Below are 19,269 nucleotides of genomic sequence, written 5' to 3' on the forward strand. Positions count from 1 at the left end.
CCGACACCTCTGCAGGAGATCTTCATGCACCCCGAATCCACCCGGCACCGGATCCGCCTCGTCGGGGCAGGGATCGCCACGTCCCTGTCCCCGGCGCTGCACGAACACGAGGCCGCCGCGCTCGGCCTCCCCGACTACCGCTACGACCTGATCGACGTCGCCGTTGAGGGCATCCCCGTCGACAGGTCCGGTGACACACTGCGGCGTGCCGTCGCGGCAGGCTGCACCGGGTTCAACATCACCCACCCGTGCAAGCAGGCGATCGTCGAGTCCCTCGACGAATTGTCCGACAACGCACGTCTTCTCGGTGCCGTCAACACCGTCGTCGTCCGCGACGGCCGCCTGATCGGGCACAACACCGACCACAGCGGATTCCTCTCGGCGCTGCGCCGCGGACTGCCCGACGCCGCGCTCGGACGCGTCGTTCTCGCCGGTGCCGGCGGTGCCGGTTCGGCCGTCGCCTACGCGCTCGCCGCCGCCGGGGTGCGGGACCTGCGGATCGCCGACGTCGACCCGTCCCGTGCCGCGGACGTCTGCGCCCGCCTCGAGGCCGCGTTCCCGCAGACGACGGTCACGACCATCGGACTCGACGCGATCGAAGCGAACCTGGCGCGCTGCGACGGCGTCGTCAACGCGTCCCCGATCGGCATGGTCGGATATCCGGGAACGCCGTTCGACACCGGCGCGCTCCATCCCGGGCTGTGGGTCGCCGACATCGTCTACCGCCCGCTGCGCACCGAACTCGTTCTGGCGGCATCCGCTCTCGGCTGCGCTGTCCTCGACGGCGGCCAGATGCTCGTCGCGCAGGCGGCCGACACATTCGCCCTCCTCACCGGCGTCACCCCCGACCCCGACCGCATGCGACGCCACCTCGGCGACCTGCTCGCCGAGCAGTCCGCCCCGACCGTCCTGGAGGAGTCCCGATGACCGCGCACCCGTTCGCCGCGCCCCTCGACCTGGGCAACGTGCGACTGCGCAACCGCTTCGTGTCGGCCCCGATGGAACGCAACTACTGCGAGGTCGACGGCACGATGACCGACGAGTACATCGCGTATCTCGAACGCCGCGCGGCGGGCGGCGCGGCTGTCGTGTTCACCGAGGCCAGCTACGTGCGCGCCGACGGCAAGGGCCGCATCCGGCAGATGGGCGTCGACGTCGACGAACGCCTCCCGGGCATCGCGAAGCTGGCCGACGCGATCCATGCGCAGGGCGCGCTGGTGGGTGTCGAACTCAACCACGGCGGCCGCACCGCGCAGGGCGCCGTCAGCGGATTCGTCCCCGTCGCACCGTCACCGATTCCGTGCGCGGTGGTCGGCGGTGACATGCCCGAGCAACTCGACGGCGACGACATCGAGCACATCGTCGAATGCTTCGGCGAGGCCGCCGCGCGCTGTCAGCAAGCCGGAATCGACGTCATCTCGTTGCACGGCGGGCACGGCTACCTCATCCACCAATTCCTCTCACCGGCGTACAACCACCGCGACGACGAGTGGGCCGACCCGACGCTGTTCGTCAACCGCGTCATCGACGCCGTCCGCACCATGGCCCCGGGTATCGCTCTCGGACTGCGGTTCTCGGCGTTCGAGGCGATCGACGGCGGACTCGATGCCGAGACGACGCGCGCCCGCATCGACGCGATCGACACCGACCGCCTCGACTTCCTCGACGTCTCCGCCGGCAACTACGAATCCGGGCAGTGGATCATCCAGCCCGGTGAGTGGCCGCGCGGCCTCCTCGCCCCCTACTCCCGGCAGTACACGCGGGACTTCGACATCCCGGTCGGCGTCGCGGGCCGGATCAGCTCACCCGAGATCGCCGCGCAGATCATCGAATCCGGGCAGGCCGACTTCGTGAGCATGGCCCGCACGCTGCACGCCGACCCCGACTTCCCGAACCGCGCGCTGGACGGCGGCCGGTACCGGCCGTGCATCGCCTGCAACTACTGCATCGACAGCCTCGCCGCCGGACCCGTCCCGTGCTCGGTCAACCCGTGGGTGGGCCGCGAACTCGAGCAGCCGTCGACGCCGGCGGACGTGCCCGTGCGCGTCGCGGTGGTCGGGGCCGGACCGTCCGGCATGGCGGCCGCCCGCGACCTCGCCCTCGCCGGGCACCGCGTGGACCTCTACGACGAACGCGGCAGCCTCGGTGGGGATTTCGCGCTGGCGTCCCGGCTCCACGAGTACCCCGAGTATTCGCGGATCGTCGAGTGGTACCTCGCCGAACTCACCGACCTCGACGTCACCTGCCACCCCGGCACGCGGGTCGACGCCGCCGCACTGGCCGGCCTGGATTTCGACGCCATCGTGCTCGCGACCGGCGGCCGCGGACCCGCGGTCGACCTCCCCGGGGCCGGCACCCGCAGGGTCCGCGACGTCCGGGAGTTCCTGGCATCCGGTGACCCTGCCCCCGAGGCGATCACGATCTTCGGCGCCGACCGGGAAGCGGCCGCGGTCGCCGACGACCTGCTCCAGCACGGCACGACGGTCGTCATGATCGGCCCGCAGGAGACCATCGCCCACGACGTCGGCCGGCGCGGAAAGATCGTGCTGCTGCCGCGGCTCGCCGCGAGCGAGAACCTCACCACCCATCTGTCGTCGATCGTGACGCGGATCGAGGAAGACCGGGTGGTGATCTCGACCGGCGGCGAGGAGCGGGTGGTCGACGCTCCCGGTGAACTGCTGATCTCGCACGGCGTCGAGCCCCGCGCCGACCTGCTCGCCGCGCTGAGGGGGCTGGCACCCCGGCTCGGCGTCCACCCGGTCGGTGACGCGAGCGGTGACGGCGGCTCCATCCATACCGCTCTGGTGACCGCGGCCGACGTCGCCGCGAAGATCACGGCGGCCGCCGAGGCCCGCGAGGTGGTCAGCGCATGATGGCGATCCCGCCCCTCGGTCTCGGGACCTGGCCGCTGACCGGTCCGGACGCCACCCGGGCCGTGCTGTCCGGCATCGAGGCGGGCTACCGGCTGATCGACACTGCCGCCATCTACGGGAACGAGGACGCCGTGGGCGCCGCCCTCGCGGAGTGCGGTCTGCCCCGCGACGAACTGTTCGTCACCACCAAACTGCGCGGGAGCGATCACGTGTCGGGTGACATCCGCGGTGCCGTCGAACGCAGCCTGAAGAGTCTCGGGCTCGATCGGCTCGACCTGTTCCTCATCCACTGGCCGCTGCCACGCCACGACACATACGTCGCGGCGTTCGAGGCGATGCTCGCCTGCCGGGACGCCGGGCTGGTGCGGCACGTGGGCGTCTCCAACTTCCTGGGCACGCACCTGCGCCGCGTCGTCGCCGAGACCGGAAAGGCCCCGGCCGTCAACCAGATTCAGATGGACCCCTCGCTCGCCCGGCTGCCCGTCCGCCGCGCGAACGACGAACTCGGGGTGTCCACGCAGTCGTGGAGTCCGCTCGGCCGCGGCGACGTGCTCGGCGCACCCGCGGTCACCGCGATCGCCGAACGCCTCGGCCACTCGCCCGCGCAGGTGGTCCTGGCCTGGCATCGCGCGCAGGGTGTCGTCCCGATCGTCCGGTCGGCCGATCCCGCACGTCAGGCCGAGAACCTGGCTGCCCTCGACGTCCGGCTCACGGCCGGGGACGTCGACGCCCTGAACCGTCTCGACCGCGGCGAGTCCGCCGCCCGGGACGTCGAAACCGAGGAGCACTTCTGATGGCACTACGAATCGGCATCGTCGGCTGCGGCAAGATCGCCGGCAACCACGCCCGGGCCTTGCAGCAGGTGCCCGGCGTCGAGGTCGTCGGGTGCTGCGACCCCGACCTGGAACGGGCCCGGACATTCGCTGCGGCGCACGGCATCACGAGGGCCGTCGGGTCGGTCGCGGAACTGTTCACCCTCGGGCTCGACGCGTGCACCGTGTGCACGCCTCATCCCGTCCACGAGGAGGTTGTCGTCGCGGCCGCGCAGGCGGGCATCCACGTGCTGTGCGAGAAGCCGATCGCCGTCGACGTCGCCGCCGCCGACCGGATGGTCGAGGCCGCGGACCGCGCGGGCATCACGTTCGGGGTGCTGTTCCAGCGCCGCTTCTGGCCCGCCGCCCGCCGCATCCGGGATGCGATCGACGACGGCCGGATCGGTGTTCCGGTACTCGGTGAGGCGTCGGTGATCCTGCACCGCCCGTCGTCCTACTACTCCGCCGACGCGTGGCGCGGACGGTGGGACACCGACGGCGGCGGTGTCCTCATGACGCAGGCCGTGCACCAGATCGACATGCTGCAGTGGTTCATGGGCGAGGCCGTCCAGGTGAGCGGCTTCATCCGCACCCACACGCACGGCGAGCACATCGAGACCGAGGACAGCGCGTCGGCGGTCGTGTCGTTCGCGTCGGGCGGCACCGCCACCGTCACCGCGACCACCGGCGCCAACCACAACCTCGGCAACCGGGTCACCGTGCTCGGACAGACCGGTGCGGTCGCGAGCGTTCTCGAATTCCCGGAAGGGCAGGAGGGTGTCAACGAGATCTGGACCGTGCCGGGCGACACCGAGTTCCGGGCGCCCTTCACCTCTGACGTCCGCGCCAATCTCGACGTCACCGAGGTCAACGCCGGACTCGCCGATTTCCACACCCTCCAGGTGCAGGACTTCGCGGACGCCGTCCTGACCGGCCGGGCGCCTGCCGTCACCGGACGCGACGCCCGCGCCTCGCTCGCGATCGTCGCCGCCGTCTACGAGTCGTCCCGCACCGGCCGGGTCGTCGACCTCACGCCCGCCCCGGCCCCCGTCACCACCAAGGAGAACGCATGACCCCCGACCCTTCCACCCCGGCCTACGACGTCGTCGTCATCGGCTCCGGCGCGGGCGGCCTGTCCGCCGCCGTCGCCGCCGCCGACGGGGGAGCGTCCGTCCTCGTCGTCGAGAAGGCGGACACGTGCGGCGGCGCCACGGCGTGGTCGGGCGGGTGGATGTGGACGCCGCGGAATCTGTTCGCGCACGCGGACGGTGTCAACGAGGACCGCTCGGCGCCGCGCACGTATCTCGAACACCGGCTCGGCGAGAACTTCGACGCCGCCAAGGTGGACGCCCTGCTCGACGGCGCGCCCGAGATGGTCGAGTTCTTCGAGAAGAAGACGGCGCTGCAGTTCGTTCCGGGCGCGAAGATCGCCGACATCCACGGCGACACACCCGGTGCCGGAACGGGCCACCGCTCGGTCGGACCGAAACCGGTGAGCCTGCGGACACTCGGACCCGATGTCGCGGCCCTGCTCCGGCGGCAACTCTACGAGACCTCGTTCCTCGGCATGGGCATCATGGCCGGCCCCGACCTGCAGGCGTTCCTGCACTCGACCCGGTCGGCGAAGGCGTTTCTCCACTGCACGAAACGGGTGTCCACCCACCTACTCGACCTCGCCACCAAGCGTCGCGGGCAGCAACTCGTCAACGGCACCGCGCTCGTCGGCAGGCTGCTGCGGTCGGCGCTCGACGCCGGCGTCGAGATCCGCGTGAGCACGGCGGCCACCGCACTGACCACCGACTCCGCGGGCAAAGTCACCGGTGTCCGGCTGGCGGGCCCGGACGGCGCCTACACCGTGCACGCCCGACGCGGTGTCGTCCTCGCGACCGGCGGCTTCTCCCACGACGTCGACCGGCGCCGCGAACTGTTCCCCCGCACCCCCACCGGACACGAGCACTGGACGCTGACCCCGTCCACGACCACCGGCGACGGCATCACGCTCGGCGAATCCGCGGGCGGCCGACTCGACGACTCGGTCGCCTCCCCGGTCGCGTACTGCCCGGTGTCGATCATCCGGTACCGCAACGGCAAGGAGGGCGTGTTCCCGCACATCCTCGACCGCGGAAAGCCCGGCGCCATCGGTGTTCTCGCGGACGGACGACGCTTCGTCAACGAGGGGCTCGGCTACCACGACTACACGCTCGCGATGGTCGAGCAGGTGCCCGACGGCGAGGAGGTGTGCTCCTGGCTGATCGCCGACCAGCGGTACCTGCGGTACTTCCCGCTCGGCATGGCCAAGCCGCTGCCGATCCCCACGTGGCCGTACCTGAAGTCGGGCTACCTCACCCGCGGCCGCACGGTCCGCGAACTGGCCGAGAAGATCGGCGTCGACCCGGACGGCCTGGAGAAGTCGGTCGCGGCGTTCAACGAGGGCGCCCGCGACGGCGTCGACCCCGAATTCGGCCGTGGCACCACACCGTTCACCGTCGGGTCCGGAGACGCCGACAACCCCTGGCCCAACCCGGCCCTCGCACCGCTCGAGGAGGGCCCGTTCTACGCGGTCAAGGTGGTCCCCGGCAGCTTCGGCACATTCGCGGGCCTGGTCACCGATTCGACGTCCCGGGTGCTGAACGACGACGACCAGCCGATCGGCGGACTGTTCGCCGTCGGCGTCGACCAGTCCAGCGTCATGGGCGGTCACTACCCGTCCGGCGGCATCAACCTCGGCCCGGCCATGACCTTCGGCTACCTCACCGGTCGCCGCCTCGCCTCGACGACAGGAGAACTGCGATGACCGCCCCACTCGGCCTTGCCGCGCTCACGGTGCTCGACACCGCGCCGCTCGAGCAGGTGGACCTCGCCGAGAAACACGGTTTCGACACGATCGGCATCCGGTTGCTGCCCGCCGCACCCGGCACCACCGCCTACCCGCTGCATGAGGACCCGGCCGCGCTCGACGCGCTGGTGCGCCGTCTCGACGACTCGCCGATCGAGGTGTTCGACCTCGAAATCATCCGGCTGGGAACCGATTTCGCTCCGGAGTCGTACGTTCCTCTGCTCGAGGCGGGCGCACGGCTCGGCGCGAAGGCCGTGCTCGTCGGCGGCGACGACCGCGACCGCTCGCGGCTCACCGACTCCTACGCGCGGCTGGCGGAACTGTGCGCGAACTACGGCATCGTCGCGAGCCTCGAGTTCATGCCGTGGACGGCCGTGCCCGACGCGACCGCCGCGGTCGAGATCGTGTCGCAGGCCGACGGGCCTGCCCGCAGCGTGCTGGTGGACGCCCTGCACGTCGGACGGTCGAGCACCACTGCGGCCGACCTCGCGGCGATCCCGCGGGAGTGGCTGCACTACGCGCAGATGTGCGACGGCTCGGTGCCCGCGCCCACGGACGACGCCGAACTGATCCGTCAGGCGCGCGAGGAGCGCCTCGTTCCCGGGGCTGGTGGTATCCCGCTCGCCGACATCTGGTCGACGTTGCCGGCAGGCCTGCCGGTGAGCATCGAACTCCCCAACGAGCCGCTCCGGCGGGCCGTCGGCACGGACGCGTGGCTTGCGCGACTGGTCACCGCCACCCGGGAGGTGCTCGCGCAGGTTCCGGCGGCCACCGGCGGCTGATCGTCCGCGCTACCGTTCTTGCATGCCGCGCCCCGACAACGTCCCCGTGTACACGATGCGCCAGCTGGCGGCGTTCGTCGCGGTGGCGGAGACCGGGACGATCAGTGGTGCGGCCGAGCGGATGCACCTGTCGCAGTCGGCGTTGTCCGCTGCGGTGACGGATCTGGAGAAGGCACTGAAGGCGCAGTTGTGCGTCCGCCGGCGGGCCCGCGGTGTGCAGCTGACCCCGACGGGGGAGGCGGTGCTGTCGCGGGCGCGCGCCCTGTTGCAGCAGGCGGGGGAATTGCAGGCCGACGCATCCGGTGCGGGCGGGGTCGTCGCGGGGCCGATCGCCGTCGGTTGCTACCCGGCACTCGGCCCGACGATCCTGCCGTCGATGCTGTACGCGTTCACCACCGAGTACCCGCGCGCGTCGGTGGAGTTCCGGGAAGACACGCAGAACCGGTTGCGGACGCAGCTCGAGGGCGGCGAACTGGACGTCGCCATCGTCTACGACCTCGACCTGCCCCCGGACTGGCAGACCGTGCCGCTGATGACCCGGGAGCCGATGGTGGTGCTCGGGGCGGAACATCCGCTGGCGGGCGTCGACGGGCCGGTACGCCTCGCGGATCTCGCGGAGCACCCGATGGTGCTCCTCGACGCGCCGCCGAGCACCAACCATGCGATGGACGTCTGCCGGCAGGCCGGGTTCGCGCCCCGGGTGGCGTACCGCACCGCGAACTTCGAGACGGCGCGGGCATTCGTCGGGCGCGGCCTGGGGTGGACGCTGCTGCTGCAACGGCCCCGGGTGGACGTCACGTACGAAGGCCTGCCCGTCGTCGTGAAACCGATCGCCGAACCGAAACCGGCGTCGGTGGCCGTCGTCGTCGCGTGGCATCAGGAAACGACGCTGAGCCGGGTCGCGCGGGCGTTCATCCGGTTCGTCACGGCCTGAACTGCGCCTTCGTGTCTTCCACGGATTTTCTGCAATTCATGTGGGGATAGTCCCGCTTTTCAGACGTATGTGAGTGGGGTCATTGTTTTCCGTAGCGCGATGAGTGTGGCGCAGCAGAACCGGGAAGGCAGACGATGACGGCAATCACCGAGGCGACACCGCCGGTGTCTCACAAGGAAGCACGCAGGGCAGTCCTGTCGAGCTTCGTCGGTACCGCGATCGAGTGGTACGACTTCTTCATCTACGGCACCGCCGCAGCCCTGGTGATCGGACCGCAGTTCTTCCCCGGCGCGTCGACGTTCGCCGGAACCCTGGCCGCCTTCGCCACCTTCGCGGTCGGCTTCGTCGCCCGCCCCATCGGCGGCGTCGTCATGGGTCACTTCGGTGACCGCATCGGACGCAAGTCGATGCTGGTGCTGTCGCTGACGATGATGGGCGCCGCGACCGTCGGCATCGGACTGCTCCCGAACTTCGAGGCCATCGGGGTGGCCGCACCCATCCTGCTGGTGGCGTTGCGGTTCGTGCAGGGCATCGGCGTCGGCGGCGAATGGGGCGGCGCGGTGCTCATGGCCACCGAACACGCCCCGGAAGGCAAGCGCGGACTGTACGGCGCCGCGCCGCAGATGGGCGTTCCGGCCGGAGTGATCATGGCGAACGTCGTGTTCCTCGCCGTCACCCAGTTGCTGTCCGACGACGCGTTCCAGACGTGGGGCTGGCGGGTGCCGTTCCTGATGAGCGCCGTGCTCGTCGGCGTCGCGATGTGGATCCGCCTCGGCGTCTTCGAGTCCCCGGCGTTCGCGGAGGCCAAGGAGAGCGACACGATCGTGAAGATGCCGATCGTCGAGGTGCTGACGAAGAACTGGCGGACGGTGCTGCTCGCGGCGGGCACGTTCATCGCGACCAACGGCATCGCCTACGTGTTCATGGTGTACGTCCTGACGTACGGCACCACGGAACTCGGCTACAGCCGCGCCACGATGCTCACCCTGCTGATCGTCGCGTGCCCGGTCTGGATGGCGGGCATGGCGGTGTCGGCCTGGAAGTCCGACGTCCTCGGCCGGCGCCGCGTGTACACGTGGAGTTCGATCGCGCTGGTGATCGTCGCGGCGGTGTTCTTCCCGCTGATCGACACGGCGTCGATTCCCGTCATGCTGCTCGCGATGATCGTGATGGCGGCGGTGCTCGGCACCACCGCGGGGCCGCAGTCGGCACTGTTCGCGGAACTCTTCCCCGCCCACATCCGTTACAGCGGTGCGTCGCTCGGCTACCAGATCGGCGCCATCCTCGGCGGCGGGCTCGCACCGTTCCTGGCTACGTGGCTGTTCGGGGCTTTCGGGACCTCCGTCGCGATCAGCGCGTACTTCGTGGTGATCGCGGTCGTCAGCCTGGGCTCGATCCTGATGCTGCCGGAAACGAACAAGATCACACGAAATACGGAGGCAGCCTGACATGTCCACCTACTTCCAACCCCGGAAATACGCGGCGACGGACTTCGCGTCGACCACCGCAACCGACGAGGCCCTGCCCGTCGTCGTCGTGGGCGCCGGCCCGGTCGGCATGGGTGTCGCGCTCGGCCTCGCGCAGCGCGGCATCCCCGTCACCGTGCTCGAAGCCGCCGACCAGGTGTCGTTCGGCAGCCGCGCCATCTGTATCTCCCGGCACAGCCTCGAGGTCGCGGCCCGGCTCGGGTTCGGACCCGAACTCGAGAAGATCGTGCTCCCGTGGGTGGGAGGGCGCAGCTTCTACCGCGACGAGCAGGTGCTGCACTTCGAGATGGCGCACGGCGAGCATGACGTCCGCGGGCCCATGGTCAACGTGTCGCAGTCCGAGATCGAGCAGATCATGACCGACACCCTGCTCGCGCACCCGCTGATCACGTTCCACTGGTCGTCGAGTGTCGCCGGGGTCCTGCGGTCGGACGAGGACGTGACCCTCGACGTCGACACCGCGTTCGGTGTGCGCCGGCTCCGCGCACGATGGGTCGTCGCCGCCGACGGCGGTCGCAGCCGGATGCGCGAACTGGCGGGAATCCGGTTGCAGGGAAACAGTTATGAGGGCAGTTACGTCATCGCCGACATCCACTGGGAATCGGCGCTGCCCGCCGAGCGGATGGTGTGGTTCGACCCGCCGAGCAACCCCGGCTCGACGATCATCATGCATCGGCAGCCCCGCGACATCTGGCGCATCGACTACCAACTGGACAGTTCCGACGACGCCGAACTCGAGACGCAGGAAGACCGCATCCGCGACCGGATCACCCGGCACCTCGACTGGCTCGAGAACGACGTGCCGTGGACCCTCGAATGGCACGGCTTCTACCGCGCGCATGCGCTCGCACTGGACGACTTCACCCATGGTCGGATCCTGTTCGCCGGCGACGCCGCCCACCTGGTTCCGATCTTCGGCGTCCGCGGGCTGAACTCCGGGATGGAGGACGCCGAGACCCTCGCCTGGACCCTGGCTGCCGTCGTCAACGGGACGGCGGACCACGCACTGCTGCAGGCATATTCGGCCGAGCGGCGCGGCGCCTGGCAGCAGAACGTCGACAACGCGGGCAAGTCGACGCTCATCATGTCGCCCGGCAGCCACGGCTACCGCACCACCCGTGACGCCGTCCTGGCGCTGGCCACGACCCGCCCGGAGTTCGGTCACCTCATCAACCCGCGGCAGTCGAGTGCCACGCACGCGCACCTGTCGCCGCTCACCTGGCCGGTGGCCGAGGGGACGACCGGTGTGCTGCCCGGGGATCCGATGGAGGACCGCCGCGTTCGGGTCGTCACCGCCGGGGGATCGGTGGAGTCTTCGCTGAACCGTGTCCGCGGAACGGGTTTCGCGGTGCTGGGCATCGGGGTCGACGCCGCCGGTGCCGACGTCGTCGCCGCCCACGCCGCTGCGATGTCGATGGCGCTGGCGCCCGAGTCGGTGCGCGCGGTCGTCGTCCCGGCGCCGGGTGTGGCGGTGGACGCGGCGGACGACCTGACGGTCCTCGACGACCCCGACGGCACGCTGGCGACGGCCCTCGGCGCGTCCGCGGGGGAATGCTTCGTGATCCGTCCGGACGGGCTCGTCCTGTGCCGGGTCCGGGACCTGTCGATGCTCGGCGACGTGCCCGCGCACCTGCGGGTGGCGACCGCCCCCGCGCACGGTGTCGTCCCCGCGCACACGGAGACGACTGCGACGCCGGACGAACTGCTGCGCGAGAACGTGTGGACGGGACTGTCGGAGGCGATGGACCAGGCGGAGGAGTCGGACCGTGAGGGATTCCTGACCCGGCTCGCGCTGCTGCTCGGATCGCAGTCGGGCAGGCGGGAGTTCGAGGAAGCGCTCGCCGCCGCCACCCACGTGAGCGGCAAAGTGTGCTCCGGCACGCCACGGCACTCACATGTGGGCGCTTAGCCTGGGGGCATGGCGCACGCACAGTTCCTGAACTCACCCAAGACCTTCGTCGTCGACGCACTCCGCGGGGCCGTCGCCACCACCGACGACCTCGAATGGCATCCGGAACCGGGCTATCTCACCCGCCGGGAACCGTTGCCGTCCGGGCAGGTCGCGTTGCTGTCGGGCGGTGGGTCCGGGCACGAACCGCTGCACGCCGGGTTCGTCGGCCGGGGCATGCTCACCGGAGCCTGCCCCGGCCTGATCTTCAGCTCGCCCAACGCGCTGCAGGTGCGGGCCGCCACCCGGGCCGTCGACGCCGGCGGCGGAGTCGTGCACATCGTGAAGAACTACACCGGCGACGTCCTCAACTTCCGCATCGCCGGTGACCTGGCGGCAGAGGACGGCATCACGGTCGAGCACGTGCTCGTCGACGACGACGTCGCATCCGAACGGGACGACGGACCCGGACGTCGGGGCACCGCGGCCACGATCGCGGTCGAGAAGATCTGCGGCGCTTCGGCCGAACGCGGAGACGACCTCGCCGCCGTCGCGGAGTTCGGGCGACGCACGGCCCGGAATTCGCGCAGCATGGCGGTGGCACTGCGAGCGTGCACCGTGCCGGGGTCGGACTCGCCGTCGTTCGACCTGCCGGAGGGGCAGATCGAACTCGGGATCGGCATCCACGGCGAACGCGGAACCGAACGGGTCGACGCACTGCCCGCCGCCGAACTGGTCCGCCGGCTCACCGACCCCGTGCTCGACTCGCTCGGCGTGCAGCGGGGCGAGTCGGTGATCGCGATCGTCAACGGCCTCGGCGCGGCCCATCCGCTGGAGTTGCAACTGCTGTTCGGTGAACTCGCCGACCATCTCGCGGAGCGGGGCGTGGCGATCCGGCGGTCGCTGGTCGGCAGTTTCGTCACCGCCCTCGACATGGACGGCGCGTCCGTCACGCTGGTGCGCTGCGACGACGAACTCCTCGACCTGTGGGACGCACCGACCGCCGCACCGGGATGGCCGAACGCCCCGGCCGGTGAATTCCGCGGCATCGCAGACCGATCCGCGGTGCAGTTTCGGTCGGATGTCGCCTCCCGTGAGGACGAACCGGAGGTGTCCGGCACCGCCGACACGTTGGGCCGGGCGGCGGTGGGGGCGTGGTTCGGCGCGTTCGTGGAGAAGGTGCTCGCCGAGGAGCCGAACCTCACCGACCTCGACCGCCGCGCCGGCGACGGGGACTTCGGCACCAACATGGTGGCCGCACTCGACCACGTCGACGTCGCCGGGATCCGCGACCGGTACTCCCCGGCGACGGTGTTCGAGTCGCTGTCCGACGCCTATCTCGGTCACGCGGGCGGCACGTCGGGCGCGCTGTTCGGGGTCTGGTTCCGGCAGTTCTACCGGGCGGCCGTCGACGCACCGCAGGGTCTGGACACGAAAGCGATCGCCGCCGCGGCACGGGCGGGCCTCGACACGATTCAGGAACTCGGCGGGGCGCAACCCGGTGACAAGACGATGATCGACGCCGTCGACCCCGCCGTCACCGCCCTCGAGTCGGCCGTCGAGCAGGGCAAGAATCCGGCCGACGCCCTGGCCGAGGCCGCGGACGCCGCCGGCCACGGCGCCGAGGCGACCGTAGGCATCACCGCGCGACGCGGCCGGGCCAGCTACATCGGCGAGGCGGCGCGAGGCGTCGTGGACCCCGGCGCCCTCGTGCTGTCGTGGTTCTTCGCCGAGGGCGCGCAAGCGGCCCGCAGCGCCGGGTAGTCACCGCGCACCGGGCACGGCACGTAGGGTGAGGAGGAGAACGCCGAGTCGTGCTGCGCAATCCCGTCGCCACACCTCTCCCGACCTGCGTACGGGACGCAGAATCACGGACGGACAAGTAGACAGTGGAAGACACCGCCAGCCGGGGAATCCAGGCCTTCATCGCCGATGTCGTGGAGCGGGGTGGCAAAGCGGTCCGGCTCACCCACTCGCGGCGCAACCCCGTCCAGGTGTGGGGCGACGACGGCACGAGTTGCATCGTGCGGGTGCGTTCCAAACTCAGCGGCGACTGGCAGGCCCGCAAACAGGACGAGTCGCTCGACGACGACGACACCGGATCGCAATTCTGGGTGTTCGTGGATCTCGCGAGTTCCCCGGAGGAGTTCTTCGTCGTGCCCTCGTCCGAGGTCGCCGACGACATCCGCGCCGAGGTGGACCTGTGGATGATGGACACCCCGGGGCGCACGCGGACCGGGCATCACGCGATTCCGCTGAGCCGGGTCGCGCACGGCCGCGGGCGCTGGGACCTGCTCGGGCTCGCCGGTGAGAAGGACCCCAGCCGCTACAGCGACGCGCAGCGCGCCACCACGGCGGCCACGTTGCGTGCCGACGCCGCCGCCCGCGCCTCCGCCAGGAAGAAGCCGGCCAAGGCGACCGCAGCCTTGGAGGAACTGGTCGATGCCCGGCTCGAGGTGGTCGCCGACTTCGAGGGATATCGGTTGGTCGGACGGTTCGATTCCGGCACCGGGACGTTGGAGATCACCCGCGGTCCGATGCAGGGCCGCCGGTTCCCCGACCCCACGACCGCGGCGACCGCCGTTGCCAGTCACATCAGCGGCGACGTCGAGACCCGCGACGGGTGGGAATTCTGGCGCACCGAACAGGGTGAACGAATTCCTCTGGAGCAGAACGTTATTCGGTAATATCTGAGAGTTCCCTGAAATCTGTTCCGGTGCGCGGCGGTTGAGAATACCCTGAGGTGGGTATCGCAGACATGATCCGCCGTGCCCCGGCGGGAGTGGCCACGGCCGATGGGAGCTCATCATGCGAATCGTCGACGGCGCAGTGAACGCCGTGACAGGTGCTGCGAACGCGACGACGAGTGCGGTCGGCGCGGTCGGAGGAGCGGCACTCGGCGGTGTGGTCGGCGGAGTCCGCGGGGCGGCGAGCGGGGCCCGGGCCGGCATGGAGAGCGGAAGTCATTCCACACCGGCCGCAGCGCTGACCCTGGCCGCCGTCGGCGCCGCGGGACTGGTCGAGTGGCCGGTGCTGGTCACCGCGGGCGGGGCGGCGCTCGTGCTGCGACAGTTCGGCGCGGGGTCCCGGACCTCACGCGACACCGAAGCCCCGACGTCGGCCGCACAGTAGCTGCCGTGGGACTCGGTCGATACGTCTCCGCTGCCGCGTCCCTGCCGGTGCGCGGCGCCGGAATCGGACTCGGGGTGGCGTCCTACGGCGGCGCCGTCGCCGCCGATCTGGTGGCCACCACCGCGCGGACCGCGACTCAAATCACCACCGAGGTGCTGGGCGGAACCCCGGCCCGTCGCACGAGTTCCGGACACGGCCGTGCCTGGATCGAGATCCGCGGACTCGACGGACCGCGCGGCGCCGACGTGGCCGCGTCCGTCCTCGGCGCGGTCCGGGCGACCGCCGGTGTGGACGGAGCCGAACTCAACTGCGCGCTGTCCCGCCTGGTGGTGACGGTCGGCGACCACGGACCGTCGGTCGCCGTGCTGTGCCAGGTAGTCACGCGCGCGGAGGACGCCGCCCGCCCCCTCGCTCGCGGCGGCGTTCGGGACCGGCCCAGGGAACTGCCCGGCGACGACGTCGCACTCGCCGAACGGGCTCTCGCACTGGCCGCCGCGACGACGGGCCTGGTCGCAGCGGTCGGTGTCCGGCTGCTTCCGATGCCCAGCCTGCCGGCGGCGGTGCCCGCCGCCGCGGTCACGTTCGTCAACTATCAGCCGCGACTGCGCGGCATGGTCGAGAACCGGCTCGGGCCGGACGCCGCCGAACTGCTGCTCGCCACCGCTCAGGCCGTCGGCGACGTGCTGCGGCGCGCGCCGGCGTCTCTCGCCGTCGACGTGGCGTTGCGGTCGGCGATCACGGCGGAGGCGTGGTCCGGCCGGCGGGTGTGGCACCGCCGCGAACCCGAACTGGCCCGGGACCCCGCGGATGACTCGGCCAGCCGCCCCCGCGTGCGCGGCACGTCCGGACCGGTGGAGCGGGACGTCGACAGGGCGGCGATCGCGCAGTTCGCAGGGGCGACGGCGGTGGGGGTCGCGACCCGCAGTGTCGCGGGCGCCGCGGACGCGGCCCTGGTCGCCGCGCCGAAGGCGGCCCGCACCGCACGGGAGACCTTCGCCGCGACGCTCGGGCGCGGACTCGCCGACCGGCACTCCGTGCTGGTGCTGCGACCCGCCGCGCTGCGCCGCCTGGACCGGGTCGACGCGGTGGTCGTGGACCCGTCGGTGCTGCACACGGCGGAACTGCGGGTGAGCGGACTCCGTGCCGTTCGGGACGCCGACCGGACGCGGGTGTGGGAGTCCGCGAGGTCCGCCGTCGAGGCCGGCGCGCTCGGGGTGGGCTGGCACGCGCTCTCCGACCTGCCGGGCGATGTCGCCTCGGCCGCCGTGGACGAGGATTCCGCCGTCCTCGTGACGCCCGCCCACCACGCGAACGCGGCGGCCGTGCTCGCGCAGGCCCGCACGTCGGGCGCCCAGGTGATGTCGGTGAACGTGGACGGACTCGGCGGACTCCGCTCGGCTTTCGACGACCTGCTCCCGTCGAGCGGATCGCCGGATGCGGACCTCCGTGACGCCGTCGCGCAGTTGCAGGCGAACGGCGCGACGGTCGCGGTGGTGGCCGGCCACGCGCCGCACGCCCTGTCGGCGGCCGACGTCGGCATCGGTGTTCTCGCCGGCGGCGCCCCGCCGCCGTGGTGTGCGGACCTGCTGGTCGACGACCTCGCCGGGGTGTGGCGGGTGCTGCGGTCCCTGCCCGACGCCCGGACGGCGAGCCGGCGCGGCGTCGAGATCGCCACGGCGGCGTCGATGCTCGGTGCGCTCGTGATGCTGCCGGGAGTGCGCGGCCGCGGACCCGGGCCCGTCACGGTCGGTGCGGCGGCAGGATTGTGGACGGGACATTCTCTCGCGCGCAGTGTGCTGCGGGCCGAAATTCCCCCGGCCGCCCCGGTTCACGCCTGGCACGAGATGCCGGCGACGGAGGTGCGCCGGCTACTGCCCGTGCAAAACGACGTGGACGCCGCGACGTCCCGCCGCCGCTCGGTGCGTCTGGTGCTGACCCCGGTGGAGGCGATCGGGCGGCTCACCGCGTGGCCGGTCGGCCTGGCCTGGGACTTCGGGCGGGCGATGCGCACGGAGCTGTCGGATCCGCTGACCCCCGTCCTCGCCACCGGATCGGCGGCGAGCGCGCTACTGGGTTCGCCGATCGACGCGGTGCTCGTGGGATCGGTGCTCGCGGGGAACGCCGCGCTGTCGGCCGTGCAACGCCTGCACGCGGAACGACTGCTGAACAGGTTGCTGGCGGCGGGGGATCCGCCCGCCCACCGCGTCGCCGGATCCCCGAACAGTTGGGCGACGGAGCGGGTGGAGGCGTCGCGGTTGCGGCCGGGCGACGTGATCGAGATCTGCCCCGGCGAGGTGGTGCCCGCCGACGGCAGGCTCGTCGAGGCTTCGGGGGTCGAGGTCGACGAATCCTCGCTCACCGGGGAATCGCTGCCGGTGAGCAAGCAGACATCGCCGACCCCGGGCGCACCGATCGGCGAACGTGCCTGCATGGTGTTCGCGGGCACCACGATCCTCACCGGCACGGCGACGGCGATCGTCACCGCCGTCGGCGACGCCACGGAAGCGGGACGTGCCGGTGCGATCACCCCGGCGAGTGCGGCGCATGTCGGTCTGCAGGCGCAGCTCAGAAGCCTCACCGACCGGGTGCTGCCCGTCAGCGTCGGGGGCGGGGCGCTGGTGACCGCCGTCGGATTCCTGCGCGGCACCGGACTGCGGCAGGCCGTCACCAGTGGTGTTGCGGTCGCGGTGGCCGCGGTTCCGGAGGGGCTGCCGCTCGTCGCGACCCTGGCGCAGCAGGCCGCGGCACGCAGACTGACGCGGTCGGGCGCGCTGGTGCGGGCGCCGCGGTCCGTGGAGGCGCTCGGCCGCGTCGACGTGGTGTGCTTCGACAAGACGGGCACCCTCAGCGAGAACCGCCTACGGGTGGTCTCCGCCGTTCCGCAGCCGGGTTTCGACCGCGACGACGTGCTCGCGTGCGCGGGCCGCAGCGCCGTCACCCGCGACGGCAGTCCGGCCGCGCACGCCACCGACGTCGCGATCGCCGACGCCGCAACGGACCTGCTGCCACCGGAGGGCGAGCACCGCAGCTATCTTCCGTTCCGATCCGGACGGCCCTACTCCGCCTCGCTGTCGGGGACGCACCTGTCGTTGAAGGGTGCACCGGAGGTCGTGGTCGCCGCCTGCGCCGGAATCGACGCCGACGACGTCCACGACACCGTGCTCGGCATGGCCGCCGACGGGTTGCGCGTCATCGCCGTCGCCCGCCGGACCGTCACGACATTCCAGTCGCGACGCGCGGCCGACGACGCCGACGTACTCGACGAACTGTGCGGCGGCGGGCTGCAGCTCGTCGGACTACTCGGGCTGGCCGACACCCCGCGCCCCGAGGCGGCCGGACTGCTTCCCGACCTCGAACGCCTCCAGGTCGGGGTCCGGCTGATCACGGGCGACCATCCCGTCACGGCCACCGCCATCACGCGAGAGCTGGGACTGCCCGTGTCGTCCGAGCAGGTGATCAGCGGCACCGAATGGGACACCCTGTCGCACCGGGGGCAGGAGAACGCCGTCGAGAAGTGCGTCGTCTTCGCCCGGATGACGCCCGAGCACAAGGTGCAGATCGTGCAGACCCTCGAACGTGTCGGTCACGTCTGCGCGATGGTCGGCGACGGTGCCAACGACGCCGCCGCGATCCGGGCCGCCAGTGTGGGGATCGGCGTCAGCTCGCGCGGTAGCGACCCCGCCCGCAGCGCCGCGGACGTGGTGCTCCTCGACGGCCGCGTCGACGCGTTGCGCGACGCCCTCGATGAAGGCCGCCAGCTGTGGCGGCGGGTCCAGGCCGGGGTGGCGGTGCTGCTCGGCGGGAACGCCGGGGAGGTGGCGTTCGCCCTGATCGGCAGCGCGATCGCCGGACGGTCACCGCTCACCGCGCGTCAGCTTCTGCTGGTGAACGTGCTCACCGACGCTTTGCCGGCAGCCGCACTCGCGGTGAGCCCGCCCAACGAACAGACCCGGGGAGAGGGCCGCGGACCGGACAGTGCGGCGCTGTGGCGGACCGTCGCGATCCGCGGCGCCGCCACCGCGGCAGGCGCGACGACGGCGTGGGCGCTGGCGAGCGTGACCGGCAGGCAACGCCGGGCGTCGACGGTCGGGCTGGTCGCGCTGGTCGGAACGCAGCTGGGGCAGACGCTCATCGATTCGCGCAGCCCGCTCGTCGTCCTCACCGCGGGTGGGTCACTCGCCGCGCTCACCGTGATGGTCAGTACGCCCGGGGTCAGTCAGCTCCTGGGATGCACCCCGCTCGGACCGATCGGGTGGGCCCAGGCGCTGGGGTGCGCGGGTGCGGCGACCGCGGCAGCCGCGTTCGCACCGGGACTGGTGGAGAAGCTTGCGGGCGATCAGTCGACGATCTCGATCACGCCCGCCCGCAGCAGCACGGCGTACACCTCCCGGAGCGGTGGGGTGAGTACCCGGGTGACCACCCCGGTCAACGGGTCCGCGGCGCCGGAGAAAACACCGGCAGCGGTCTGGGCGACGGCACTCAGCACACCCGACACGGTTCACGGTCAAGGTGGCTGACCGGAAAA

13 protein-coding genes are annotated in these 19,269 nt (G+C 71.6%); all 13 read left to right on the forward strand.

Translation table 11 applies throughout. From position 1 onward, the window contains the following. Positions 1 to 24: 24 nt before the first annotated feature. The 13 genes from BLV94_RS37915 (at position 25) to BLV94_RS37975 (ending at position 19,261) form a co-directional block, all read left to right on the forward strand. Positions 25 to 927 (forward strand): shikimate dehydrogenase, encoded by a 903-nt coding sequence (locus tag BLV94_RS37915; protein ID WP_072940300.1) that lies wholly within the window; start codon positions 25 to 27, stop codon positions 925 to 927. Beyond that, the gene (locus BLV94_RS37920) at positions 924 to 2,873 is read left to right on the forward strand and encodes an oxidoreductase (protein ID WP_072940303.1); all 1,950 of its coding nucleotides are present in this window, start codon (positions 924 to 926) and stop codon (positions 2,871 to 2,873) included. Before BLV94_RS37915 ends, BLV94_RS37920 begins: the two co-directional genes overlap by 4 nt. Further along, positions 2,870 to 3,667 carry an aldo/keto reductase gene (locus tag BLV94_RS37925; RefSeq protein ID WP_072940306.1) on the forward strand — a complete coding sequence of 266 codons (798 nt, stop codon included), beginning with the start codon at positions 2,870 to 2,872 and terminating at the stop codon, positions 3,665 to 3,667. Before BLV94_RS37920 ends, BLV94_RS37925 begins: the two co-directional genes overlap by 4 nt. Then, positions 3,667 to 4,758, forward strand: coding sequence for a Gfo/Idh/MocA family protein (locus BLV94_RS37930; RefSeq protein ID WP_072940309.1), 1,092 nt, complete (start codon positions 3,667 to 3,669; stop codon positions 4,756 to 4,758). Before BLV94_RS37925 ends, BLV94_RS37930 begins: the two co-directional genes overlap by 1 nt. Further along, on the forward strand, positions 4,755 to 6,479 hold the full coding sequence (locus BLV94_RS37935; RefSeq protein ID WP_072940312.1) for an FAD-dependent oxidoreductase: 1,725 nt from the start codon (positions 4,755 to 4,757) through the stop codon (positions 6,477 to 6,479). The genes BLV94_RS37930 and BLV94_RS37935 overlap by 4 nt, the downstream gene beginning before the upstream one ends. Continuing rightward, the gene (locus BLV94_RS37940; protein WP_072940314.1) at positions 6,476 to 7,303 is read left to right on the forward strand and encodes a sugar phosphate isomerase/epimerase family protein; all 828 of its coding nucleotides are present in this window, start codon (positions 6,476 to 6,478) and stop codon (positions 7,301 to 7,303) included. The genes BLV94_RS37935 and BLV94_RS37940 overlap by 4 nt, the downstream gene beginning before the upstream one ends. 22 nt (positions 7,304 to 7,325) lie before the next feature. Beyond that, the gene (locus BLV94_RS37945) at positions 7,326 to 8,237 is read left to right on the forward strand and encodes a LysR substrate-binding domain-containing protein (RefSeq protein ID WP_072940317.1); all 912 of its coding nucleotides are present in this window, start codon (positions 7,326 to 7,328) and stop codon (positions 8,235 to 8,237) included. A gap of 134 nt (positions 8,238 to 8,371) precedes the next feature. Further along, on the forward strand, positions 8,372 to 9,685 hold the full coding sequence (locus tag BLV94_RS37950; protein ID WP_072940320.1) for an MFS transporter: 1,314 nt from the start codon (positions 8,372 to 8,374) through the stop codon (positions 9,683 to 9,685). 1 nt (position 9,686) lies between these two features. Beyond that, positions 9,687 to 11,633: an FAD-dependent monooxygenase gene (locus BLV94_RS37955; protein ID WP_072940322.1), complete on the forward strand. Its 1,947-nt coding sequence runs from the start codon at positions 9,687 to 9,689 to the stop codon at positions 11,631 to 11,633. A gap of 9 nt (positions 11,634 to 11,642) precedes the next feature. After that, positions 11,643 to 13,376 (forward strand): dihydroxyacetone kinase subunit DhaL, encoded by a 1,734-nt coding sequence (gene dhaL, locus BLV94_RS37960; RefSeq protein WP_072940324.1) that lies wholly within the window; start codon positions 11,643 to 11,645, stop codon positions 13,374 to 13,376. A gap of 125 nt (positions 13,377 to 13,501) precedes the next feature. Next, positions 13,502 to 14,299 (forward strand): hypothetical protein, encoded by a 798-nt coding sequence (locus BLV94_RS37965; RefSeq protein WP_072940327.1) that lies wholly within the window; start codon positions 13,502 to 13,504, stop codon positions 14,297 to 14,299. Positions 14,300 to 14,420: 121 nt separating this feature from the next. Next, on the forward strand, positions 14,421 to 14,744 hold the full coding sequence (locus BLV94_RS37970) for a hypothetical protein (protein ID WP_072940329.1): 324 nt from the start codon (positions 14,421 to 14,423) through the stop codon (positions 14,742 to 14,744). A 5-nt stretch (positions 14,745 to 14,749) separates the two neighbouring features. After that, positions 14,750 to 19,261, forward strand: a complete 4,512-nt coding sequence (locus BLV94_RS37975; RefSeq protein ID WP_072940331.1) for a cation-translocating P-type ATPase — start codon at positions 14,750 to 14,752, stop codon at positions 19,259 to 19,261. The last annotated feature ends 8 nt before the right edge of the window (positions 19,262 to 19,269 follow it).

Origin of the sequence: Rhodococcus koreensis, from assembly GCF_900105905.1 — a bacterium.
Taxonomy (GTDB): Bacteria; Actinomycetota; Actinomycetes; order Mycobacteriales; family Mycobacteriaceae; genus Rhodococcus_F; species Rhodococcus_F koreensis.

Coding starts and splice junctions, on each gene's coding strand:
- BLV94_RS37915 (WP_072940300.1), top strand. CDS start 25: ATGCACCCCGAATCCACCCGGCACCGGATCCGCCTCGTCGGGGCAGGG.
- BLV94_RS37920 (WP_072940303.1), top strand. CDS start 924: ATGACCGCGCACCCGTTCGCCGCGCCCCTCGACCTGGGCAACGTGCGA.
- BLV94_RS37925 (WP_072940306.1), top strand. CDS start 2,870: ATGATGGCGATCCCGCCCCTCGGTCTCGGGACCTGGCCGCTGACCGGT.
- BLV94_RS37930 (WP_072940309.1), top strand. CDS start 3,667: ATGGCACTACGAATCGGCATCGTCGGCTGCGGCAAGATCGCCGGCAAC.
- BLV94_RS37935 (WP_072940312.1), top strand. CDS start 4,755: ATGACCCCCGACCCTTCCACCCCGGCCTACGACGTCGTCGTCATCGGC.
- BLV94_RS37940 (WP_072940314.1), top strand. CDS start 6,476: ATGACCGCCCCACTCGGCCTTGCCGCGCTCACGGTGCTCGACACCGCG.
- BLV94_RS37945 (WP_072940317.1), top strand. CDS start 7,326: ATGCCGCGCCCCGACAACGTCCCCGTGTACACGATGCGCCAGCTGGCG.
- BLV94_RS37950 (WP_072940320.1), top strand. CDS start 8,372: ATGACGGCAATCACCGAGGCGACACCGCCGGTGTCTCACAAGGAAGCA.
- BLV94_RS37955 (WP_072940322.1), top strand. CDS start 9,687: ATGTCCACCTACTTCCAACCCCGGAAATACGCGGCGACGGACTTCGCG.
- dhaL (WP_072940324.1), top strand. CDS start 11,643: ATGGCGCACGCACAGTTCCTGAACTCACCCAAGACCTTCGTCGTCGAC.
- BLV94_RS37970 (WP_072940329.1), top strand. CDS start 14,421: ATGCGAATCGTCGACGGCGCAGTGAACGCCGTGACAGGTGCTGCGAAC.